Origin of the sequence: Ammoniphilus resinae (assembly GCF_017873965.1) — a bacterium.
GTDB classification, from domain to species: Bacteria; Bacillota; Bacilli; order Aneurinibacillales; family RAOX-1; genus Ammoniphilus_A; species Ammoniphilus_A resinae.
Map to the genome: position 1 here is coordinate 124,772 of NZ_JAGGKT010000001.1, position 24,002 is coordinate 148,773.

Sequence of the window (24,002 nt, forward strand, 5' to 3'; positions counted from 1 at the left end):
CTCTTTACTATAATAGATTTGGAAGTGATCATTATGATCAAGAGTTCAACGAATAAAATCGCACTTATTCTTGTTTTGTTATTTGGATGTATCTTGTTTTATGTAGGAACTGACGGGCTCAATGCTTTTACGGCAGAAGCTGCAAGAGTGAATAGACTCGTTGATGAACAGCCTAAGTTTCCGAATGTTACCTTCGAGGACAGCAAAGGACGAAACTACTCCATTTCCGAATTTGAAGGTAAGTATGTTTTAATCACCTTTTTATATACGTCCTGTACTACGGTTTGTCCACAATTAGAGATGAATATGTCACAGGTTTACCAACAAATCCCAAAAGAATATATGGGGAAAGACATTGTCTTTCTGAGCATTAGTTTCGATCCAACCCGGGATGACCCGGCAACATTAGATAAGTATAAAGATTATTTTAAAAGTGATGGAGAAACTTGGAGAATGGCAAGGATTCCAAACAAGGCGGAACTGGATGCATTGTTAAAGGCCTTTGGTGTCATTGTTATTCCTGATGGATATGGAAATTTCACGCATAATTCTGCGTTTTATTTGGTTGATAAAAAGGGTAGTTTAATGAATGTACTGGATTATAAAAAGGTAGATGAAGCTGCAGACAAGATTGTAAAGATCTTGGATGGTGAAAAGGGGGCGTAATCTATGACACAAGTGTTTTATGGATTACTGCTTTATATCTTCTTAGCCATGCCTCCTGTGGTGCATTTTTTGGAATCGATCATGGTCTTGCATATGCATATGCAGATGCCCATGTTAGTAGCTTCCGGATTTTTTATGGCACCATTTTTTCAAAAGCGATTCCCCCAATTTTTTAGCAAATGGAATGGGGATGGGGTTCCAGGGATTGTTTTATTTTCAATTATCATGGTCTACTGGACAATTCCACGAACGATGGATGAAGCGTTGACGATCCCTGCCGTAGAACTTTTTAAATTCATTAGCATACCGTTCCTAGCTGGTGTTCCTTTGCGAGACAGCTGGATGAAGCTCAGCAAATGGGGACGACATGTGGTACTGATTGGTTTCACCCTCTTGTTTATTGTTATGGGATTGTTATATGTACTTACCCCAGTGCAATTATGTAACAGCTATTTAGTGATTGATCAATTCACCCTAGGTTGGGGATTCTTGACAACAAGTATAGGAATGATTGTCTATTTAATCTACGCCTTTGTTGTTGACCCATCGAAATATGAAGGGATTCCACCAGAAGATATGAGCTCATCCGATGAATAGGGATGAGCTTTTTGTTGTTAGCGGACCTATGTCCGGATGGGCAGCAATTCCGGGGAATTTCCGACAAATAAGGGCTCTGGGGTCCGCCTAGGGTCCGCCAGGAGTCCAGGCGGACAGAGGAGCCGCTATTTCAGTCAAAGCCCCATTCCAATGGGGTCAAGCGGACTCAGCGGACGCTATTTGCCTCAAATCTGAGAGAATTTGACCCGTAAAGGGGAAATAGCGGCTTCTGGGTCCGGATGGCTATCAAATTCAGGGGATTTTCGAGGAATAAGGGCTCTGAGGTCCGCCTAGAGGCCGTCAAGAGGGCAGGCGGACAGAGAAGCCGCTATTCCAGTCAAATCCCCTATTAGGAGATCAATTTAAAGAATCCAATCATCACTAGAATGATGCCTGGAATAAAGGATAGAAGCTGTAATTTTTTCACTTTGGCAAGGGTAAATCCAACTTTCATTCCGAAGGAAATGAGCAAGAAATTAAAAATGGAAACAGAAGCTGCGGTGAGCCAAGGGGAGAACCCCAATAAGGAAGCACCGAACCCTGCACCAAAGGCATCCAAGGATAAGGCAGTCCCTAGCAAAACAGCTTCAAAGCCCGTAATCGTCCCCGACCGATCCACGTCAGCCGCAGAAGGCATTCTTAAAATTTGAATGACAAGCCCAAAAGTTTTAATATTTATTTTTAAAACCTGTGTAGGGGTATCGTGATTGGGTGGATGCTCAGAAGCTGTGGTAGTCTCCTTACTACGAAAAAATTGGACGAGCGTCCAGCAACCAACAATAATTAAGATCCAACCGCCTATGTTTCTTTGCGTATCCACATTTGTAAAACTCGCTAACCACTCCCCGAGCCCCATAGAAAGTAAAATCATTAGACTGGAACAGAAAGTAATGATAAGAACAGAGAAAGCGGGAATCCTAATTTTCCTTAATCCATAACTCAAACCTACCCCAAAACCATCCAAGCTCACTGCAAAGGCTAGTGCAAAAAGGGAGAGATAAGCAAACACCGTGCCACTTCCTAACTAAAGAATTTTGACTACGGTAATATATTCAAAAAGCAGGCTAGTGTTTCCGAAAGGGCGAACGGCTTGATTTTAATTTCTTATTCCGCATGTTTCTTCCAGTTTGAGTCATCCTATATTTGAAAAGGTCAAGAGGAGGGATGAACGATGTACGAAACAGATGAATGGTATTTCCAGTATGAACTGGGGGTTAAGCCGAAAAGAACAAGGAATCCTTACACAACGATGAACGACGTGAACAATCAGCAAACCATGGCGGATACCGAGGATCTTTTTGACACGGACACTGTTGGAAACAAAGTGGATAACCAGTTGTAAAAATAGAGCGTGAGCATATTCGCATGCAATAGAATGGGAGAGTGCACAGTGCACTTTTCCTATTTTCATTTTTCTCCCCATTTCTCTCATTTCTATTGTTTAATTATTCTCCGAATCATATAATATTAATTAATTAATAGATTATTTTTGCCTGACCCAAAAATCATCAGAATGGAGACCGATACAAATGAGAAAAATTCAACTAGCAGTCGTACCTGGGGATGGAGTTGGCAAAGAAGTCGTGCCAGCAGCAATAGATGTTCTTCATACTGTAGCTGAAGTACATGGAGGATTCCAATTTGAATTTACTGAATTCCCGTGGAATAGTGACTATTATGTAGAACATGGGAAAATGATGCCGGATGACGGAATTAATATTTTGAGCGCTTATGAAGGGGTTTTCTTAGGGTCGATCGGGAATGCTAAATTAGTTCCAGACCGTGTTTCTACATGGGATTTCATTATTAAGATTCGCCGGGAATTTGAGCAATCGATCAATCTTCGTCCAGCAAAATATTTCAAAGGGTTGAAATCCCCGCTAGTCAATCCGCGTGATTTTGATTTGGTTGTTGTTCGCGAAAATAGTGAAGGGGAATACAGCCAGGTTGGTGGACGGATTTATAAAGGGGAAGACGAGCTTGCTATTCAAAATGCCATCTTCTCTCGGAAAGGCTCCGAAAGAGCCATGCGTTTCGCCTTTGAATTGGCAAGAAAGCGCAGAAATCATGTGACAAGTGCTACCAAATCCAATGGAATCTTCCACTCAATGCCATTCTGGGATGAGGTATTTGACGAAGTTAAAAAGGATTATCAAGATGTTGATACGGCGGCGTATCATATTGATGCCCTAACAGCCTATTTTGTAACACGTCCGGAAACATTGGATGTCGTTGTAGCCAGTAACCTATTTGGTGATATTTTAAGTGATTTGGGTGGGGCAATCCTTGGAAGCATCGGAATTGCTCCAGCTGCAAATATTAACTTAAACGGAAAATATCCGTCCATGTTTGAGCCAGTACACGGTTCCGCACCGGATATATACGGAAAAGGAATTGCTAATCCGATTGGACAAATTTGGACAGCAAAAATGATGCTTGACCAATTTGGCTTTGAGGATGCAGGAAGTCTTTTACTAGATTCCATTGGAGATGTCATCGAATCCGGCTTCGTCACCCCAGATCTTGGTGGAAAGGCAAGCACGACAGAAGTGGCCGAAGAGATTGCTAGGATCTTTAAAGAGAAAGCGAAGTAAAAAGTGGAATGCGGGGTCAGGCCTAGGTCTGACCCCGCATTTTTATTCGGCCGCAGATCCACTTTAATTGGATTTTCTCCACTTAACATGTCTTCATGGGGTAAAAATCCTCTCAATAATTGGAGAAAATCCACTTAAGCTTGTTACAAAGGGCCAAGGACAGCATTTTAAAAGGTTCAAGTGGAGAATCTCCAACTATACGGCCTATCTGAAGGGGGATTTATCGGCTTAATTGGTCTTCTTCCACCTACTCGTCTCTTTTAGTCCCCCTCATAAACCCAACCAACCTTAAGGGTTACCACTGTCACACAAAATACAACACTACTATACGTAACCCCCTTTTTCTGGTGATAGAATAGGATTGAAACCGACCTCAAAAGGAGAACCAAGTATGAAGGGGTTAAAAAATACAAACCAAACCTATTTCTATTTAATCATTGCAATCATTGGTGTGATGATTCTGAATGCCTTTTTCTTTCCTCTATTCGAAGAGCCGAAGATCACCCCAGTTGACTATGGAACATTCTTGACCCAAATCGAAAATGGGAAGGTAAAACAGGTACAAATTCAGGACACTGAAATAAGTTATGTGGCTATTAGTGAACAGGGGTATGAGTCCACGTACGTAACGGGACGGATGGATGATCCGGAGTTAGTTAATCGACTGCATAATGCCAAGGTGGAATTTACGCGGATTATTCCAAAAGAAAATTCTTCATTCTTTAACTTTATTTTAACCTGGCTGTTCCCATTGTTGGTCATGTTTTGGCTCTTTCAGCTTTTTTCTCAACGCATGATCAACAAACCTGGAGGGATGGGGAATGGTCCTTCCTATGGAAAGAGCAACGCAAAGATTTACATGAAGACGGATACGGGCAAATCTTTTGCAGATGTGGCAGGGCAGGATGAGGCGAAAGAGGCTCTGTTAGAAATTGTGGATTTCCTGCATCACCCGGAAAAATATCAGGAGGTAGGTGCAAAGGTTCCCAAAGGTGTTTTGTTAGTGGGGCCGCCTGGAACCGGAAAAACGCTCATTGCAAAGGCCGTTGCTGGAGAATCCAAGGTTCCTTTCTTTTCCATTACGGGTTCGGAGTTTGTTGAGATGTTCGTTGGGATGGGTGCAGCAAGGGTGAGGGATTTATTTAAGCAAGCACAAGAAAATGCTCCCTGCATTGTTTTTATCGATGAATTTGATGCGATTGGAAAGAGCCGCAATGCCTCCTCTCTCAATGGCAACGACGAGCGGGAACAAACATTGAATCAGCTTTTGGCAGAAATGGATGGGTTTGATGCGGATAAAGGGATCGTAATTCTGGCGGCAACGAATCGTCCAGAAATCTTGGATAAAGCCCTGCTAAGACCGGGTCGATTTGATCGGAGGATCCCTATAGAGTTGCCAGACTTACAGGGGCGGGGAGCAATTTTGAAGGTTCACGGGAACAAAGTGAAGCTAGCTTTGGACGTTGATCTTCACGCGATTGCCAAGGCGACACCGGGTGCCTCCGGAGCCGATTTAGCAAACATCATCAATGAGGGAGCGCTTCGAGCAGTCCGATTTGGCCGCAAACAGGTTTTGCAAAGCGACCTAGAGGAGGCGGTGGAATTAGTAATCGCGGGATATCAAAGAAAGAACGCCGTCATTCCGATGAAGGATAAATTAAAAATTGCCTATCATGAGATTGGACATGCTTTGGTTGCTGCCAGACAAAGCGAGACTGCCTTAGTGCACAAGATCACCATCGTTCCGCGTACATCTGGATCTTTGGGATATACCATGCAGGTTGAGCAAGAAGAACATGTTTTAATGACTAAGGAACAGGCCCTAGAAAAAATCACGACCCTCATGGGTGGACGTGCGGCAGAGGAATTGGTTTTTCATTCCATTACTTCTGGTGCCTCCAATGATATTGAACAGGCGACCCGTATTGCCCGCGCGATGGTAACCAGATTTGGAATGAGTGAAACATTTGGCATGATGGCTCTGGAAGCCGTTAATAACCCTTATTTGGGAGAGCATTCTACGCTCTTGGTATCTGCAGAAACCGCCTCAAAAATCGATGAAGAGGTGCTTCAGATTATTAAGTCTTCCTATCAAAAAGCTACGCAAATTTTGCAGGAAAACATGGATATCCTACATCAATTGGCCAACTCACTTCTTGAGAAAGAGACGATGACCGGGGAGGAATTTATGACTTGTTTAACAGAAGAAAAGGTTACAGCATAAGGCTGACTCCATTAGGCTGGGGTTCGGCCTTTTGGTCTTAAAATATTGTATTTTAGAATTGTTTGAAAATATTGATTAGCAAGCACTGCCATGGTAGTATTTGCATAGGAGAGGAGGTAGACTATTGATTCTTTTATCCTTTGATAAGGTAGATAGAACAGCTATCCAGAAGTTGGAACTTGAAATCGGCCAGGAAATGATGATTAAAGATATTCGAAAAGGTGTTGAGGATCCAATGGCTAAAGCCGATATCCTTATTGGATTCGGCCCCACTTTAGATGCTCTGACCGAGGAAGTATTAGAAAAGTTTGATCAGCTGAAGTGGATCCACACATTAACAGCTGGGGTGGAAACACTACCTTTTGAAGTTCTGAAGAAGAGGAACATTATTGTGACAAACTCCAGAGGAGTTCACGGAAAGCAAATTTCTGAACAAGTCCTTGGTATGATGCTTTCTTTTTCAAGAGGACTGCATGTGAATTTAAAAAATCAAATGAATGCGAAGTGGGACCGAAAATATAAATGGAGTGAAATCCATGGAAAAACCCTCTGCATTATCGGGGCCGGAAGTATTGGGAAAGAGGTCGCCCGGAAAGCTAAGGCGTTTGATATGAAAGTAATCGGGGTAAAGAGGAATATTAGCGAGTTAGATCATTTCGATCAGATTATTGATCATAAAGGACTCGATGAAGCCCTAAAGGTAAGTGATTATATTCTCGTTCTTACTCCTTTAACGCCAGAAACCTATCACTTCATTGGGACGAGGGAATTCCAACTAATGAAGGAGAGTGCCATCTTCCTTAATTTTGCACGTGGTGACGTTGTAGATGAGGAGGCCTTGATTCAGGCGTTGAATGAAAGAATGATAGGCGGGGCAGGACTAGATGTTTTTCATCAAGAACCGCTACCACCTGACAGCCCTCTTTGGTCCATGGAAAATGTTCTGATCTCGCCACACACCTCTGGAATATCGGAACAGCCACTTTCGCGGGAGCTAGAATTGTTTAAACAGCTTTATTTTTCTTATCAGAAAGGAGAAAGTCTGGCTAATAGGGTAGATCTTTCAAGACAATATTGATCGAGTACATAAAAAACGCAAACGTCAAATGGAGCTTTATCTATTAGAGTTTTATAATTTAAATCTATAGATAAAAAAATAATAGTATGTTTTAAAAGGCATCAGGAATGTGTCCCTGAATGCCTTTTTATTTTCACTACGAAAGATGTAATAATTAATAAAAAATTTTATTAATTATGATTGAAGATCAGATGATTATTTGTTAATATTTTAAACATAAGATGAATGATGAATAATATAATATGGAAATTCATCCTATGTTTGTACGGTTGAGAGGGAGTTATTGAAAGGTGTTCATAAGATGCGAAAGTTAACCTACGAGATTGTGTATGAGAAAATTAAGCAAAGAATTAAAGAGGGATTATGGAAACCAGGGGATCAAATTCCAACTGTTCAGCAGTTAGCTGAGGAATTAGGGGTCGGCATTTCTTCGGTTCGGGAAGCTATTCGTATTTTGGGAAACCAGAACATTCTGAAGGTAGAACAAGGGCGGGGTACTTTTATTATGAATGTGCCCGAGGAGGACTCATTAAGCAGTTTTGGATTTTTGGAAGATGCAACAATGATTCAATTAACTGAAGCTAGGCAGGTCATTGAACCAGAGTTGGCTGCCCTATCAGCGGAACATGCAACTAAAGAAGAGGTAAAAGCTATTTTGCAGGCAGCCAAAGGGATGAACCGTAAAGCTAAGTTAAATGAAGATTTTTTAAAAGAAGATATGCTTTTTCATTATTTAATTGCAAAAGCATCAAAAAATGAGATTATCTTTCAAATGTTTAATATGATCAGCGATCTTATTGTTGCGAGTAGAAGGAGAACTCTCAAGATGAAAGGTATGACAGAAAAGGCTACCCACTATCATATCCTGATCGCGGAAGCGATCGCTCAAAGGAATCCGACACAAGCAAGGAACTTGATGAAAGCACATATTGACGATGTCATCTATGAATTAACAAAAGATATAAATTAAAAAAATAGTAAAAAGGAAGGGGTAGATTAGAAGTGAAAAAGGCAGTTTTTTCTGCATTACTTTTGGCATTATCTGTTGGAACTATGGTAGGTTGTAGTTCATCGACTGGTACGGAGCAATCAAATAGTGATGGGGGAGCAACCCCCGAGAATTCAAACGGTGAATCTTATACGATTTCCGTTGCGCATGTTCTTTCGGAAACACATTCATTACATAAGACTTGGCAGAAGTTTAAAGAGGTTGTTGAGGCAGATAGTGGTGGGAAATTGAAGGTTGAAATATATGCAAATGGTGAAAAGGGAAGTGACCGAGAGCTTATTGAAAGCGTTCAAGTAGGTACGCTCACAGCGACTGCGCCATCTACGGCACCTGTTGCTGGTTTTGATCCTGCTTTCTCGGTTTTTGATCTTCCTTTTTTATTCAAGGACCGGGAAACCGCCTACAGGGTTCTAGATGGAGAGGTAGGGAAAGAAGTACTGTCTAAGTTGGACAATATTGGGATAAAGGGTCTTGGCTATTGGGAAAACGGCTACCGTAACCTGACAAACAATAAAATACCGGTCAAAACTCCTGCAGATGTAAAAAGTTTAAAGATTAGAACGATGGAAAATCCTATGCACGCTGCAACTTGGGAACTGCTTGGGGGGAACCCGACGCCAATGGCCTGGGCGGACGTTTATGTATCTCTTCAACAAGGTGCATTGGATGGCCAAGAGAATCCTCTAAGTATTATTTATGACCAAAAGATTTATGAGGTTAACAAATATGTGAGTTTAACGGGGCATGTCTATAGTCCGTTTGTCGTGATGATTAATAAGAAGTTTTATGATGAACTGCCTGAAGATTTAAAAGCCATTGTAGATAAAGGATTTGAAGAGGCGAAGAATGAGAATCGAAAATTAGTAGTGGAAGAAGAAAACAAAATTAAGAGTGATTTAGCCAATACACCCATGGAAGTCATTGAACTCACAGCAGACGAAAAGAAAGCTTTCCAGGAGTTTACCAAGCCTGTATACGATCAGTTTGCGGATGAAATCGGTAAAGATTTAGTTGATAAGATGTTAAAAGCAATTGAATAGGATTCCGTTTACGGGGCAGGGGGATCCCCTGCCTCCTTTAAAGGAGGGGTGTTATGCCTAAACCACTAAAATTTTATATTCATATTATGGATCTATTGAATAAGGGTCTTGGTTATTTGCTAGCAATAATGCTAGCAATTATGACAATTGTTATTTTTGCCCAAGTCTTTTGTCGGTATGTATTAGGAGATTCACTCCTATGGTCCGAAGAGTTATCCCGCTACATCATGGTTTGGGGGGTATTTATTGGTTCTGCTTTAGCGGTTCGGTATCATTCTTTGATTTCTCTCGAGGTTCTGCCGCAACGTTTGCCTAAAAATGTGGCGAACCATTTGAGAAAGGTGGTTTACTTAGTCGTTGTTGTATTTTGTTACTATCTCTTTACTAATGGGATGGAAATGACACAGCAAGTGACCATGCAAAAATCAGCCGCCTTACGTTTATCCATGGCCATTCCGTATTCTTCGGTACCCATCGGAACCCTATTAATATTTTTAAACACGGTGGTTGTCTTTATTGAAAGTCTTTGGAAAGGGGAGGAAGCGTAATGGCTACGGTATCAATCATCCTTCTCTTAGTTTTCCTAGCTTTAAGTGTACCCGTTGCAATTTCTGTTGGTCTAGCGTCGATTATCGGGATTGCCGTGGATGGACAGATTCCTCTTCTTGTTGTAATTCAAAGGATCTATAACACGCTTGATTCTTTTCCGCTTATGGCGATTCCGTTTTTTATCTTAGCGGGAAATTTAATGGATAAAGGCGGGATCTCCCAACGGTTAGTGAATCTAGCAAATTCATTTGTGGGGCATATGACAGGTGGATTAGCCATGGTAGCTGTTTTAACCTCCATGTTTTTTGCTAGTATTTCTGGGTCAAGCGCCGCCACGACGGCAGCAGTAGGGGCTATCCTCATTCCAGCAATGGTGAATCGGGGGTACGATATTCGTTTTGCGACCTCAGTCCAAGCAGCATCCGGAGAACTTGGAGTCATTATCCCCCCAAGTGTTCCAATGATCTTGTTTGGGATCGTGACCGGAGTATCGATAGGGGATATGTTTATTGCCGGGATTATACCAGGAATCATGATTGGTCTTACTTTGATCTTACTCGTCTATGTGATTAGTAATAGAAAAGGATATAGTGGTGGAGAACGCGCGACATGGGCAGAACGATTTCAAGCTTTAAGAAAATCTTTTTTGGCTTTACTTATGCCATTTATTATTTTGGGTGGAATTTATGGTGGGATTTTCACTCCGACAGAAGCTGCTGTTATTGCCGTAGTCTACGCTTTTATTATTGGTCTATTCGTTTATCGTGATATCAAAGTAAAAGATTTGGTTCCTATTTTCAGAGATTCCTTTTTAACCTCTGCAATCATTATGATTATCATCGGAGCGGCGGGGATTTTCACCTGGGTCATCTCTCAAGAAAAGATTCCACAAAAGCTAGCAGAATTTTTTATTAGCATTACTGATAGTTCCATTCTCTTTTTGCTGCTCGTTAACTTGATGTTATTTATTGTTGGGATGTTTTTTGAGACTGGGGCAGCGATAGTTATCTTGGCTCCGATTCTAACGCCAATAGCAGTTGCCCTAGGCATTGATCCCGTTCATTTTGGAATTATTATGATTGTCAATTTAGCGATGGGGATGTTTACTCCACCATTAGGCGTAAACCTCTTTGTTGCCTGTCAAGTGGCTAACGTTCGTTTGGATCAGATTATTAGATATCTGATTCCCTTTATTATTGTCGTGGCTGTTGATGTTATTATTATTAGCTACATTCCGATCATCTCACTTTGGTTTAAACTTTTTAGTTAATTAAATAGAGAAGAGGGATACTGTGAAAATCACAGACATCAAAACCATTGTTGTAAATGCACAGCTGAGAAACTGGGTCTTTGTCAAAGTAGAAACCGATGAAGGTATCGTTGGATGGGGAGAGGCTTCCCTCGAATGGAAGACAAGAGGGGTAGTGGGATGTGTAGAGGATCTGAAGCCGTTTATTGTGGGATTGGATCCTACCAATATTGAACATTTATACCAAGTCATGCAGCGTCATCCTTTTTTTCGAGCAGGAGCCGTAGGATATAGCGCGATTAGTGGAATAGAAATGGCTTGCTGGGATATCTATGGGAAATCTCTAAACCTTCCTGTGTATAAATTGTTAGGTGGGAAGGTTCGTGAGAAGATCCGAATGTATGACCACCTTGGCGGCGGGGAAATGAACAGCTTATATAATTCAATTTCAGATGTCGAGAATATGGTTGAAAAGGCTGTTCGTTCTGTAGAGGAAGGATACACGGCAGTAAAAGTTCTGGTTGTTCCGCGAACCTACATGCTAGAAGGCCATAAAGTCTTAAAACACGCAGAAACTTTGATGGGGGCAATTCGTGAGGCAGTAGGGGGAGAAATTGATATTATGGTCGATTTGCATGGGCGAACCACTCCTGAAATGGCCATACAGTATGCCAAGGTATTGGCTCCATTTAACCCATTTTTCTTTGAAGAACCTTGCTTGCCTGAGAATGTAGAGGGAATGGTCAAGGTTTCGAATAGTATTGATATTCCAGTTGCCACTGGAGAAAGATTAGTCACCCGTTTCCAATTCCGTGAACTTCTGGAGAAAGGAGCTTGCGCTGTGATTCAGCCGGATCTGTGCCACTGTGGGGGACTCTGGGAAGCACGCAAAATTGCAGCCATGGCAGAAACTTATTATGTCAGTGTTGCCCCACATAATCCACTTGGGCCATTAGCAACGGCAGCAGCGATTCAATTTGCAACATGTACACCGAATTGGCTCATTCAGGAGTCGTTCCGAAGTGATGTTCCTTGGCGTAATGATGTGGTGACAAATCCGATCATCGTGGAAAACGGGTATGTGACTCCATCCGAACGCCCTGGCTTGGGCGTAGAAGTGAACGAGAAAGAAGCAGCTAAACACCCCTTCCAGCAGGAAGTGCTTGCCCGATATTGGCATGAGGATGGCAGTGTAGCAGACTGGTAAATTTAATTTTACATAAAAAGGGGAATAGGCCAATGAAAATAACTAAAATTGAAACGATCCGTGTGGAGGAATTTCCGAATATCTGTTTTGTGCAAATCCATACCGATGAAGGATTTATTGGTTTAGGTGAGACCTATTTTGGGGCGGAAGCCGTAGAATCTTGGATCCATGAGATGGGGGCTAATGTTCTGCTCGGGAAAAACCCTTTAACGATCGATAAACATTGGCAGGACCTTGTTGGTTTTGTAGGGGCTCGAAGCACAGGTGTAGAAAATCGTGGGCGTTCCGCACTTGATGTTGCCTTATGGGATATCCTTGGACAAGTGAGCAATCAGCCAATCTATCAACTTTTGGGTGGTGCTACGCGTGATAAAATTCAGGCCTACAACACTTGTGCAGGGTACCAATATACCCGCAAGCGTCCGAAGCATGCGAGTCTGCCCGTAGACAACTGGAATACAGAGGGCGAGGGACCTTATGAGGATTTAGAAGGATTCTTGTATCGTGCTGATGAATTGGCTGAAAGTTTAATCGAAGAAGGATTTATGGGGATGAAAATTTGGCCTTTTGATCCGTTTGCAGAGGCTTCAAAAGGGCGTTTTATCTCCATGGAAGATCTGAAAAAGGGATTGGAGCCTTTCGAGAAGATCCGCAAGCGCGTTGGCGATAAAATTGAGATTATGGTCGAGATGCATTCCCTGTGGGATTTGCGGACAGCGAAGCAGATCGCTCAGGCCTTGGAGGATTATCGTCCATTCTGGTATGAGGATCCGATTCGCATGGATAATCTAGATGCTTTACGAAATTTCGCACAATCGACCCGTGTTCCAACAGCTGCTAGTGAAACTTTGGGAACCCGCTGGGCCTTCCGTGAGGTAATGGAAAAGCAGGCTGCTGACGTCATTATTTTTGACCCAACCTGGACAGGCGGGATCTCCGAAGCGAAGAAAATCATCACTATGGCCGAAGCTTATCAGTTGCCCATTTCAACCCATGATTGCGTAGGACCTGTTTCCTTTGCTGTGGATGTGCACTTATCCATTAATGCGCCCAATACATTAGTACAGGAATGTGTCCGTGCATTCTATAGTACATGGTACAAAGAATTGGTGACAGAAGTTCCGTTGATCAAAGACGGATTTGTCTATCCGCTAGCGGGACCGGGGTTGGGAACCAAATTAAACCCAGAGGTGTTTACTCGGCCGGATACGACGATTCGGGAATCGAAATAGGAAGAAACCTGGGTGAATGTCCTTGAGAAGGTCCCTCAAGGACAAAACCCACCCAAAAGTTTGTCCAAAAGTCCATGAGAAGCATAAGAGGATATCCACATCAACTTCTACTAGACTTCCCCTTCTACGAAACCAATTTCTCTATTAATAGACTCTATCACAGGCAGCAACTCAAACTTATTCATACATTAGGTTTAGAGAATAGATAAGGAGGCTAGGAAAGAGTGAGCAAGAGGAAATCGCTCTCGGTTTGGGTCATGAGCACAGAGTTTGAGCCTTACATTATCGGTGGACTTGGAACGGTAGCCACAGGTCTAGCGAAGGCACTAAAAAAGTTAAAGGTGAAAGTGAAGGTTATAACAAAAGGCCGCTCCAAATCGACAGCTTCAACAAAGAAGAAAGGGATTAAAATCGTTCGAATTCCGATGAATAAACGGTATTATAAACAGGCCAGAGCTTCCTACAGACCTAAAAAGACTCTCCAGCTAATTAACCGCCTCTTCCCAAATAAACCCCATGTTTTGCACGTACACAGCCCCGAATTTGCAGGGACTGCCGTCTTATTTAATAAAAAACACCATATTCCTATTTTGTACACTTGCCACTCTTTGGTTTCCATGGAAGGTAGCAAACACCATAAGTGGAGCACGCTCCAAGCCCTGCTTTTTCGTCATGCAGATAAAATTGTAGTCCCCAGCACTTGGCTTAAAAAGCAAATTAAAAAACGCTTTCCATCAGCAGCCTCCAAAATCCTCGTAATCCCCAATGGGGTTCAGGTTGTCTCCAAAGGAACAAAGGTTCCTTCTCATAATCTATTATTTGTCGGTAGACTAATCAAGAACAAGGGAATAGAACCTTTAATTCACTCCATCTCTAAATTGTCTAAAAAAAATAAACGGGTTCACTTAAATATCATTGGGGGTGGTTCCCAAAAATACCGAAAACGCCTTAAAAAGATGGCCAAAAAAGACGGCGTTTCTTCTAAGCTTAGCTGGCTAGGCGCACTTCCTCACAAAAAAGTCCTTAAATTATATAACCGAAATGGTGCAGTGGTTGTTCCCAGTAAACAAGAATCGTTTTGTTTAGTTGCACTTGAAGCGTTGGCCAACGGGATCCCTCTTGTTTCTACACGTGCAGGTGGGTTGAAGGAATTTGTCAATGAGCGGAACGCTCAGATTATTAAAGCTGTAAAAGCGAAAGAGATCGCCCAGGCGATTAAAAAGATGTGGGAGAATCCACAAAAAACCAGGAAGAGGATTAAACAGGGGAAACTAACTGCCAATAAATATAATTGGAAAATCATTGCAAAAAAATACAAAAATGTTATTTCAAGATTAAGTTAAATGGTGGAGTCTAAACTCTCTTCTTAAGTAATAAAATCTTATTACAAAAATAAGAATATGTTATAATTAGGTAAATGAGGAGAAGGGAGGAAATTTATGGAGGCGTCATTGCTTTTAACGTTTGGCGTGGGAGCCATTGCCTTTTGTGCACCTTGAATTCTGGCAATGCTCCCTGCTCTATTTGGCTATTTGAGCGGGGAAGTAGCCAGTTCGGCTGCTGATGGTGGATCCACACGAAAAAGATTTTGGAAGAATGCTGTACTATTTTTCTTAGGCTTTACGGTGATGATGATAACCTTAGGGGTAGTTGCCTCCTTTGTTGGTGAAGCAGTAAAGCCTGTCGTTCGTTGGGTACAGGTCTTCGCTGGGATTGTACTTCTTTTCCTTGGTCTATATCAAATGAAAGTTTTGCGTTTCAAGCTACTGCCAAACCTGGGGAAAATGGAGGCGGCCGCAACGAAGCAATTAGGAACGATTAAGCCGGGTTACCTACGATCCTTTGTAGCAGGCATGGTTATTGCACCCGGATGGGGACAAATCTTCCTAGGAAGTGTATTGCTAGTTGTTGCTGTGAACGGAAATCTACTATTTAATATGACAGCGATGCTAGCATACTCCTTAGGCTTTGGTCTGATGTTTTTTATCACCTTCCTTTTTTCCGAGCCATTACGTTTGCTGTTTCAAAAAATGGGGGATCGGATGAGAAGAATCGAACAAGTCGGTGGCGCACTGATTGTCGGCATATCTGTCCTGATGATTAGCGGCAAGTTAAATTGGATTACCGATTTAGCCAATTGGAAAGGCGGATTGCTTGTTCGGAATTTTCTTGGAATGTAGTGAATAAGTTATGAGGTGACAAGTCATGCCTGATGTACCATATCAAATCGATGTTCTCTATGATGCCGGACCAACTGGATGTGGAGAGCTCATCATGAATCTATTTATGACCATGAAAAAGATGTCATCTAAGCAAATTATTGAAGTCGTGTCCTATGATTTAGGAGCCAGGGAGGATATACCTGCGTGGTGCCGCCTGCAAGGACATACTTTACTAGAACGCAGGGATGTGGGCAAAACCAATCACTATTATATCCAAAAAAACTAGGAGGAAAAGAAAATGGCAAAGATCGCAGTTAGTATCACAAGTGCAAAGGATAATACAGATAAGGCTACAGTTGGATTTGTAGTAGCAAATGCATCGGTTGCTTCAGGACAGGAAACGGTTGTGTTCTTAAATGTAGAAGGAGCTTATTTGGCGCAAGAAGGCTATGCCAATGATATTCATGAAGAAGGCTTTGCACCTTTAAAACAGTTAATAGGCCAATTTGTTGAAGCGGGTGGAACGATTTGGGTTTGCAGTCCTTGCTTTAAGAAACGTGGTTTAAATGAAGAAGAATTAATTCCTGGAGCAACCATTGTAGGTGGTGCCAAATTGGTAGAGTTCTTATCCCAAGGCGCTTCTTGCATTACTTATTAGGAGGATTCTCTACATATGGAATTTCCTAATCCGCAAGCAACTTGCGATGGAGGGGACCTGGACTGTGGTTCAGGTCTTCTTCTCATCATTAAAAAGAGTATGGACCCTCTTTCCCCAGGGGAAGTGCTGGAAGTGCGAAGCCGGGAGCGGTCGGTTGCTGAAGATCTGCCAGCCTGGTGTCGAATGGTCAAGCACGAGTTTCTCGGTGCACGCCCCAATCCCCAGGATGCTAGCTATTTTATCCGAAAGGGCGGTGTGGAAAGCAATCTGCAGCAGGATTTGGAGGCGGCCCGTGGCTATCAATGGGGGATTAGAATTCGTTCTGATCAGGCGACAACGGCAAAGATTTATTCCCGTAACCATACCTTTACGGCTGGACAACCCGCTGACTTTGGGGCCCAAGTTGATGCGCCGAGTGCGATTGACTATCTGTTAGGGGCTCTTGGCTCCTGCCTTACCGTTGGATTTCAGATGAACGCCTCACGCCGTGGCCTCATTGTGGATACCTGTGAATTCAGTATCAAAGGGAAATTGGATAATGTGTTATACCACCTGCAGCTGGAAGATACCGGGAGTCCGAGAGTCTCGCAAATTAGTGGAACTTTCTATGTAGGTTCACCTGAAGAAGAGAAAAAGCTGGTTGAGGTTTGGCACAAAACCCTCGAGCGGTCTCCGATATACCAAACACTGTGTCAAAACGTAGAAATAGATTTGAAACTATCCATTGTTTTGTAAGGGGGAAGGGAAAAATCAAATGAAATTACCATTATTTCCAACAACCGTTGTGGGGAGCTGGCCGCGCTCGAGGGAAGTTTTACTTGGCTTGCGGGAAAAGCGGGCGGGGCGAATGACGGAAGATGAATTTCAAAAAATAGCCGATCAGGCTGCTCTCGAATGTTTAAAGGCCCAAGAAGAGTCCGGGATCGATATTGTATCGGATGGGGAACAACGACGCGATAATTTTATTTCCTTTGTTGCAGATAAGCTGGAAAATGTAAGAATGCTCACCGTCGCTGAGTTATTGGATTACGTAGAGGATAAAGCAAGTTTTGAGGAAATACTTGGAACCTTGGATGTTCCTGCTTTTTCCTTGTCCAATCCAGCAGCTATCGGGAAAATTAGTCGGCGTAAACCACTTGCCCTCGATGAATACCAGTTCCTTCGCAAGCATACGGATCGTGCGATCAAGGTCGCCCTACCAGGCCCCTATTTGCTTACCCGTTCGATGTGGGTAGAAGGTTTGTCAGCCGCAACGTATCCAACGAAGGAATCTTTGGCTGAGGATGTTGTTCGGGTACTCAGGGAGGAACTAGAGGATCTAATCAAAGATGGCGTCGATTTCGTCCAATTTGATGAACCTGTGTTAACCGAATTAGTATTCACCCAGAAAAACGCCAACCGTACCTTTATGTGTGGGGCTTTGACCGCCAAAGCGGACGCAGAGGAGGAACTTACTTTTGCCACCGGCCTGATCAATCAGGTGATGGAGGGGATGAGAGGAAACGGAACAAGGATTGGTGTCCATGTCTGCCGGGGGAACTGGAGCACACAGGAAAATGTCCTGCTGCGCGGTCCCTATTCACCACTTATGCCTTATTTGGCGGAAATGAATGTTGATCAGTTGATCCTTGAATATGCTACACCTCGTGCTGGTGAATTGGAAGTGGTGAAAAGTCTTCAAGGAAAAGAACTTGGGCTCGGCGTAGTCAACCCGCGGACAGAGGATGTAGAGAGTGTCCAACAAATGGTGCAAAAAGCCCAGGAAGCAGCCCGCTTCCTGTCACCTGAACACATCTTTTTAAATCCAGATTGTGGTTTTGGCACCTTCGCTCAACGACCGATGAATTCAATCGAACGGGCGAAAGAAAAGTTAAAAATGATGGTTCAGGCTGCGGAGATATTGAGAAAACAGTAATTTTAGAGGTACCGTTTGGTACCTCTTTTCCTAGTTGGTAAACTCTTTTACATTTTGGGAACCAAGGCTATAACCGTCTCTCCAGTCTGTAACCATCCATTTTCCATCTTTGTACATTAAGGTATATGCCATAGTACTAACCTTATCCTCTGGGACGGGATTTGTTTCTTCTGCAGAATAAACAACTTCACTAAATTCTTCCTGTGCTATTAATTCGGCGTAATAATTGCCATCCCTCGTTTCCCAGATACTAAAGCTATCTAGATCGAAGGTGATACTTTTTTTAACACCTTTATATTTGCTCTGGTTTTCCTTCATTTTTGTAATATAATCCTCGAGAAGTTGGCGTTTCTCCGCGCTAATGCTTTGAGCTTTGGAGGCGTCCAACGCGTTAAATGACTCAATCCATCCTTGCACAAATTCATTTGTAGATTTCATGATATCCTCTTTTACAGAATCTGTTGCTGGATTAATAATGAGGGAGAGATAGCCCTCGGTAATGGGCATTTCCTCACTTGACGCAGGTCCCCACGGAAATTGCTTTTCCGCCACAATCTTATTGGAGCCGTCAAAGGTAACAGGACCAAGAGATTGTCCATCTCCGGAGATCAAGCCGGTATCTTTTCCATTTACAAGGAGTTTTGCATCCTTAAAATTGACATCTACATTGGTATATTGGCCTTCTAAATATAAATCAACATAGTTGAAGTCATCATTTGAGAAAAGCTCAAGATCCTGTTCGTTTTGAAGGGTTGTAAATTGCCCTTCATGGACAGCCTTAATTTTATATACCCCGGGTAGAAAAGGCCCCAATTCTGTTTCAAAATTCTCTTGATCGGAGACCGCCACCTCTTTGTCATTGAGGTAAATTTTTGTGTTTGGATAATTGGTCTCTACAGAAAGAAAATACGGTTTAACCCTTAAATCATAATTATCGTAAAGGAGAAATTTCTTTCCATCCTTTTCTAATGCGATGAAAGTAGTATCATTGTTTGAACCAAACAAATTTGTTACTGCAGCCTTAATTTTGTTTTCCTTTTCTTGGTCAAATTGCTCCGACTGTTCTTTTAAAATATTAATGGTTTGATTGAGCGAAGATGGATTATCCTTAAAATATTTGATAAAAGATTCAATTGATTCCCCGTCAATGGTTAACCGCTTATCCTCTGAACTAAGCAGATTTGCTACTTTTTCTGAATCCCCTTTGATGATCGCTTCTTCAAATTGTTTGATGACTCGATCCTTGTCTGTTAATGATGCCCCCACTTGATAAAGGCCCGCAGCGATTATCAATAATAAGGCTAAAGTAATAAGGGTTCTTTTTTGTTTTTTGCCCATAGGTTGTTTTGGAGAAACTGTTACTGGTTGTTCAATCGGTTGAGTAGAAATAGGTGCATGGCTCTCTTTATTCTCCGAATTTGCGGTACTATGAAGTGCCATGCCACATTCAGGGCAATGCAAATAATTCTCTTGTAGTTTTGTTCCACATTCTTTACAAAAATTCATGATGCACCTCCACTTTCACAAACTAAATTGTATGACATCATCCTCATCTAAGGATTAGGAGAAGAAAAGAGCATCTTGAATAGAAGACTTCAATGATTCAAACATGCTATCGCCCAATGTTACTAGTAGGATTAAAATGGCAAGATAGGTAATGAATGTGCCATACACCGGATCCAGTCCAGATGAACTGCTTCTTTTAAAACTATAAATTGTAAAACTTACTACGATAAAGAGGCCAAGGAAGCCAAATAACAGGAATAACAAGAATAACTTAAATTTAACCAATGAGAAAACAAGTGCAACCAATAGAAAAGCTAAAGGAACAACAAGGAAGGATCCAAAACGTGCCGTAACATCTTTAAAACTTGCATTTACTTTACCTAATTTAATGACCCCAAAGAGAGCAGCATCAATAAAGGCTATAAATAAAAAGAAATAAAAAGCTGGTTTAATTACTATATCTGTAAATGGAGAGTCCATATAACTACCAATCATATCGTTTAAACCAAAGTAAACCATCAAAGGAATGGATAAGGCATATAAAACAATTGTAATCATTCCATTTATAAATTGCGCTTGGTTGGCTTCTTGGCTGATTTGTGTAGGTTTTCGAATGATTGACATGAAGTATTTAAAATAGAGTTGGCTTATCTGTTTCGCTTGCTGTACCTTTTCATTAGACCCTACGTTGGCTAACACTTTTTGATAGGATGGAGATTGAGAAGTGGCCGCTGCAACCTCTTCCTCCGCTACGGAAGCTTCATTAGGAGCATCTAATTTAGTCCCACATTTTACACAAAATTTACCCCCTTCATTGTGATTTCCACAAGATGGACAAAACATGACATCTACCTTCTTCCTCAAGTAAGTTAATATAATAGTTTTAGTTCTTTCTATCTAGTAAAAAGGAACTATAATTACACAACAAAAAGATAATACCTAATTCGACAGTAAAATACAATAAAAAATGGGATTTATTCCAGAAAAATATATAATGTTCAAATTTATGGAAAAAAAATTCTATCCTTGTAAAATAATGTCGATTAACATTTACTTTATGATCTGGCTAAAAACTATATAATGAAAATAAATGTATGGGGGCAGACCCCTTTAGAAAGGGAGAGGACTGTGGAAATCAAAAAAGTATCAATAATTGGTTTAGGGGCCTTGGGAATTTTATACGGAAATCACTTTTCTAAGAGAATACCAAAAGAGGATCTAAGAATTATAGCCGACCAAGAACGGATCAATAGATATGAACGGGAACAAGTTTTTTGCAATGGGGAGCGTTGTGATTTTCATTATGTAACACCTGAGGAGAATGGCGAGCCAGCGGACCTACTGATTTTCACAGTGAAATACGATGGGTTGAAAAGTGCAATCGAAGCTGTAAAAAATCATGTTGGGGAAAACACAATTATCCTGTCTGCCTTAAATGGAATTTCAAGTGAAGAGATTATTGGTGAGACGTATGGTATGGATAAAGTCCTGTTTACGGTAGCCCAAGGGATGGATGCGGTAAAGGTGGGGAACCACTTAACCTGCGCTTCAATGGGGTTGCTTTGTATTGGTGAACGGGAAGAGGGGATCATCTCTGAAAAAGTAAAAAGAGTTGCTGCTTTTTTTGATCAAACGGAATTTCCTTATGAAATTGAAACCAATATGATGAAAAGACAATGGGGTAAGTTTATGGCCAATGTAGGCGTGAACCAAGCCGTTGCGGTTTACGGTGGCAGCTTCGGGGATACGCAAAAAGCAGGAGAAGTAAGGGAAACGATGATTGCTGCGATGAAGGAGGTTCTTGCTCTTTCCAAAAAAGTGGGAATCAACCTAACGGAAGCTGAGTTAACGTATTGGATTACTATTTTAGACAAGCTAAATCCCAAGGGAAAGCCATCTATGGCTCAAGATGTGGAAGCCAAACGGTTTAGTGAAGTCGAACTATTTGCTGGAACGGTTTTGAGCTTAGGTAAAAAATATGATGTCGCCACTCCTGTGAATGAGGCGTTGTACGAGCGGATTAAAGCGATTGAAAGTGAATATTGACACGGGGTCAGACCCCTGTCGAAAATTGTCGGAGTATATTGAAGGAGTAATTTTGGTTTTGGAATTTCATTCGACAATTTTCGACAGGAGTCTGACCCCGATAGTCGGGGCCCTTTTCTAATTAATATCTAATAACTCTGTTGATCACAGCGGCAGCTTCTGCTCTTGTGAGCGATGCATTGGGACGGAAAGAGTGGTCGGGATAACCGTAAATAATCTTTGCCTTCACAGCAGCCCCTACCAAACCTTTGTTGTCTATCTGGTCGCGATCAGTAAAGTCGGCTGCCGAGGAATTAGCTCTTAACTTCAGTGCGCGGGCTGCCATGACTGCCATTTCTTCTCGAGTAGCGGCATGGTTCGGGTTAAATCTGCTGCCGTAATCATCGGAAACAATAATATTCTGTTTAATCGCAGTATAGATAAATGGTGCAGACCATCTGTCAGAGGAGATATCCCGGAACCCTGTTGATCCCTTTTGAATCGTATATTCCCTCGCCCGGACCAACATCGTAACAAATTCTTCTTTGGATACGGTTTGATCAGGCCGGAAGGTTCCATCTGGAAAGCCTTCAAGAATGCCTAAAGTAACCAGGTTCTCGATGTCCTGTCTAGCCCAGTGGTTACGAATATCCCAGAATGTTTGCGGCTTATAGTCATCTGTCTTGAAAGAGCGGATGAAGGCATCATCGATATAAATCTCGTACCTTGTGTCCGCATCGAGGTGACTGAAGCTTGCATACCTGCTGCGGGTGGTCAAGGAATCGACTTTGCGGTTGTTTTTTCGTAATTCCACTTCGACGGACCCCGTGGTGCCATCCCAGGACATGCTTACACTTGACGCGGTCACATTTTTTAAGTCAAAATTTTTCACTTGATTCAGATCTTCAATGGTGAAGGAGCCAGCATATTTTCCGTCAATATAAAGGTTATATTCTACATCATCGTCTAAATCGTCAAAGGTGACACTTCGTCTGCTCGTTGTAACCGAATCAACAACACGATCATCTTTCTTCAGTTCGATTTTCACCGAACCGGAAGTCCCACGCCATGTTGCGGTCACACTAGAAGAATCATTTCGCTTAAAGACGAGATCCTCTACATCCCGGTTGACTAAATCGTAGATCCGGAAGGACTTGATGTATTGGCCATCAATATAAAGACCATATTGTGTATACTTCTCCAAATTGCTAAAGGTGGCTTTTCGGCTGCTCGTTGTAACCGACTTTTCCAAATGGCTTCCTTTCTTTAGCTGTGCCTTTACACTTCCAGAGGTGCCATTCCAGGTAACAGTTACTTTACTGTCGCTTTCCCATTCGATAAAGACATTGGTAATTCTAGAAATAACCGTGACCGTTGCATAGGCCTTCTTTTTTCCATCCTCTGTTTCCGCAGTAATCATGGCAGTACCTGTACTGCGGGCGATTACAGTTCCTGATGAATTAACGGTGGCCACAGCAGTGTTGCTAGAGCTCCACTTTACATTTTTATTACTCGCATCTATCGGTAATACGGTTGCTCTTAGAGTGATACTTCCATCATGAGATAGCGTGACATTCTTTTGATTAAGTGAAATTCCTGTGACTGCAACACCAACTACCTTTACCTGGCAGGCAGCAGTGTAACCTCCGTCAACCGTTGTTGCAATGACTGTAGCACTACCAATGGCTACAGGGGTTACCTTACCGTTTGCATCAACCTTGGCGACGGTTGGATTGGTGCTGACCCAATTAACCTTTTGATTTGTGGCGTTGTTTGGTTGGATGCGGGGGACAAGTGTAGCGGGATCTTTTCCTACAGTTAGTGTAAGTGCAGCTTTATCTAAGGTTAGGCCAGTAACCTTTTTATATTGCGGGTGGACGGTCACGGTGCAAAAAGCTGTTTTACCACCTGACAAGGAAGTGGCGACAATCGTTGTCTTCCCTTCAGACAAAGGGGTGACTTTTCCTTCTTCACTCACTTTTGCCACTGCGGGGTTGACAGATGTCCAGCGAACCTCCTGGTTGGCCTTTTCCGGTAAGACCTTTGCAGTCAGTGTAACCGGTTCATCTCCAACAGTGAGGGTCAAACTAGTGTGGTTCAATTCCACCTTTTCTCCTGCTGTTTTAGCCGCATAAACCGCAGCCGGTTGAAACGCAGAAAAGAAGATCATCATACAGAGAACAGCATACCATAGTGGAATGACGTGTCTTTTCATTCTCCATCACCATACCCTTTCATTTGATTGCGATGATTCATTATTAAAGACGTCGTAAACGACCAAATGTTACCAA

General features: G+C 42.2%; 23 protein-coding genes. 19 read left to right on the forward strand and 4 right to left on the reverse strand.

Going from position 1 to position 24,002, the window contains the following annotated elements:
• Positions 1 to 33 precede the first annotated feature (33 nt).
• A complete protein-coding gene (locus J2Z37_RS00605) occupies positions 34 to 666 on the forward strand; it encodes an SCO family protein (RefSeq protein WP_209807901.1) in 633 nt (210 codons plus the stop codon).
• Positions 667 to 669: 3 nt separating this feature from the next.
• Complete coding sequence (locus J2Z37_RS00610) at positions 670 to 1,263, forward strand: hypothetical protein (protein WP_209807902.1); 594 nt, start codon at positions 670 to 672, stop codon at positions 1,261 to 1,263.
• Positions 1,264 to 1,612: 349 nt separating this feature from the next.
• Here the strand turns inward: J2Z37_RS00610 and ytaF are convergent, their stop codons facing one another.
• On the reverse strand, positions 1,613 to 2,272 hold the full coding sequence (gene ytaF / locus J2Z37_RS00615) for a sporulation membrane protein YtaF (RefSeq protein WP_209807905.1): 660 nt from the start codon (positions 2,270 to 2,272) through the stop codon (positions 1,613 to 1,615).
• A 162-nt stretch (positions 2,273 to 2,434) separates the two neighbouring features.
• Between ytaF and J2Z37_RS00620 the strand changes: the two genes are divergently transcribed.
• The 16 genes from J2Z37_RS00620 (at position 2,435) to J2Z37_RS00695 (ending at position 18,180) form a co-directional block, all read left to right on the forward strand.
• Positions 2,435 to 2,605, forward strand: coding sequence for a hypothetical protein (locus tag J2Z37_RS00620; protein ID WP_209807907.1), 171 nt, complete (start codon positions 2,435 to 2,437; stop codon positions 2,603 to 2,605).
• Between the two features lie 187 nt (positions 2,606 to 2,792).
• Positions 2,793 to 3,857: a tartrate dehydrogenase gene (locus tag J2Z37_RS00625; RefSeq protein ID WP_209807908.1), complete on the forward strand. Its 1,065-nt coding sequence runs from the start codon at positions 2,793 to 2,795 to the stop codon at positions 3,855 to 3,857.
• A 391-nt stretch (positions 3,858 to 4,248) separates the two neighbouring features.
• Positions 4,249 to 6,081, forward strand: a complete 1,833-nt coding sequence (gene ftsH / locus J2Z37_RS00630) for an ATP-dependent zinc metalloprotease FtsH (protein WP_209807909.1) — start codon at positions 4,249 to 4,251, stop codon at positions 6,079 to 6,081.
• A 124-nt stretch (positions 6,082 to 6,205) separates the two neighbouring features.
• A complete protein-coding gene (locus J2Z37_RS00635; protein WP_209807910.1) occupies positions 6,206 to 7,159 on the forward strand; it encodes a D-2-hydroxyacid dehydrogenase in 954 nt (317 codons plus the stop codon).
• Between the two features lie 301 nt (positions 7,160 to 7,460).
• A complete protein-coding gene (locus tag J2Z37_RS00640) occupies positions 7,461 to 8,129 on the forward strand; it encodes a FadR/GntR family transcriptional regulator (protein ID WP_209807911.1) in 669 nt (222 codons plus the stop codon).
• 32 nt (positions 8,130 to 8,161) lie between these two features.
• Positions 8,162 to 9,208, forward strand: coding sequence for a TRAP transporter substrate-binding protein (locus J2Z37_RS00645; RefSeq protein ID WP_209807912.1), 1,047 nt, complete (start codon positions 8,162 to 8,164; stop codon positions 9,206 to 9,208).
• A 53-nt stretch (positions 9,209 to 9,261) separates the two neighbouring features.
• Positions 9,262 to 9,756, forward strand: coding sequence for a TRAP transporter small permease (locus tag J2Z37_RS00650; protein ID WP_209807913.1), 495 nt, complete (start codon positions 9,262 to 9,264; stop codon positions 9,754 to 9,756).
• A complete protein-coding gene (locus J2Z37_RS00655) occupies positions 9,756 to 11,027 on the forward strand; it encodes a TRAP transporter large permease (protein ID WP_209807915.1) in 1,272 nt (423 codons plus the stop codon). Before J2Z37_RS00650 ends, J2Z37_RS00655 begins: the two co-directional genes overlap by 1 nt.
• A 22-nt stretch (positions 11,028 to 11,049) precedes the next feature.
• Positions 11,050 to 12,213, forward strand: a complete 1,164-nt coding sequence (dgoD, locus tag J2Z37_RS00660; protein ID WP_209807917.1) for a galactonate dehydratase — start codon at positions 11,050 to 11,052, stop codon at positions 12,211 to 12,213.
• Between the two features lie 32 nt (positions 12,214 to 12,245).
• Positions 12,246 to 13,445, forward strand: coding sequence for a mandelate racemase/muconate lactonizing enzyme family protein (locus tag J2Z37_RS00665; protein WP_209807918.1), 1,200 nt, complete (start codon positions 12,246 to 12,248; stop codon positions 13,443 to 13,445).
• Positions 13,446 to 13,669: 224 nt separating this feature from the next.
• Positions 13,670 to 14,788, forward strand: a complete 1,119-nt coding sequence (locus tag J2Z37_RS00670; protein WP_209807921.1) for a glycosyltransferase family 4 protein — start codon at positions 13,670 to 13,672, stop codon at positions 14,786 to 14,788.
• Positions 14,789 to 14,953: 165 nt separating this feature from the next.
• On the forward strand, positions 14,954 to 15,625 hold the full coding sequence (locus J2Z37_RS00675; RefSeq protein ID WP_209807922.1) for a cytochrome c biogenesis CcdA family protein: 672 nt from the start codon (positions 14,954 to 14,956) through the stop codon (positions 15,623 to 15,625).
• Between the two features lie 25 nt (positions 15,626 to 15,650).
• Positions 15,651 to 15,893: a sulfurtransferase TusA family protein gene (locus J2Z37_RS00680; RefSeq protein ID WP_209807923.1), complete on the forward strand. Its 243-nt coding sequence runs from the start codon at positions 15,651 to 15,653 to the stop codon at positions 15,891 to 15,893.
• 12 nt (positions 15,894 to 15,905) lie between these two features.
• Positions 15,906 to 16,265, forward strand: a complete 360-nt coding sequence (locus J2Z37_RS00685) for a DsrE family protein (RefSeq protein ID WP_209807924.1) — start codon at positions 15,906 to 15,908, stop codon at positions 16,263 to 16,265.
• Positions 16,266 to 16,280: 15 nt separating this feature from the next.
• Positions 16,281 to 17,000: a sulfurtransferase TusA family protein gene (locus J2Z37_RS00690; protein WP_209807926.1), complete on the forward strand. Its 720-nt coding sequence runs from the start codon at positions 16,281 to 16,283 to the stop codon at positions 16,998 to 17,000.
• 19 nt (positions 17,001 to 17,019) lie between these two features.
• Positions 17,020 to 18,180 carry a cobalamin-independent methionine synthase II family protein gene (locus J2Z37_RS00695; protein WP_209807928.1) on the forward strand — a complete coding sequence of 387 codons (1,161 nt, stop codon included), beginning with the start codon at positions 17,020 to 17,022 and terminating at the stop codon, positions 18,178 to 18,180.
• 30 nt (positions 18,181 to 18,210) lie between these two features.
• Here J2Z37_RS00695 and J2Z37_RS00700 read toward each other — a convergent pair whose 3' ends face one another.
• Positions 18,211 to 19,686: a zinc ribbon domain-containing protein gene (locus J2Z37_RS00700; RefSeq protein WP_209807930.1), complete on the reverse strand. Its 1,476-nt coding sequence runs from the start codon at positions 19,684 to 19,686 to the stop codon at positions 18,211 to 18,213.
• 54 nt (positions 19,687 to 19,740) lie between these two features.
• Positions 19,741 to 20,529: a zinc ribbon domain-containing protein gene (locus tag J2Z37_RS00705; RefSeq protein WP_209807932.1), complete on the reverse strand. Its 789-nt coding sequence runs from the start codon at positions 20,527 to 20,529 to the stop codon at positions 19,741 to 19,743.
• 285 nt (positions 20,530 to 20,814) lie between these two features.
• On the opposite strand from J2Z37_RS00705, the gene J2Z37_RS00710 reads away from it, so the two are divergent.
• Positions 20,815 to 21,732, forward strand: a complete 918-nt coding sequence (locus tag J2Z37_RS00710; protein ID WP_342453757.1) for a ketopantoate reductase family protein — start codon at positions 20,815 to 20,817, stop codon at positions 21,730 to 21,732.
• A 121-nt stretch (positions 21,733 to 21,853) separates the two neighbouring features.
• Here J2Z37_RS00710 and J2Z37_RS00715 read toward each other — a convergent pair whose 3' ends face one another.
• A complete protein-coding gene (locus tag J2Z37_RS00715) occupies positions 21,854 to 23,926 on the reverse strand; it encodes an Ig-like domain-containing protein (RefSeq protein WP_209807936.1) in 2,073 nt (690 codons plus the stop codon).
• Positions 23,927 to 24,002: the final 76 nt, after the last annotated feature.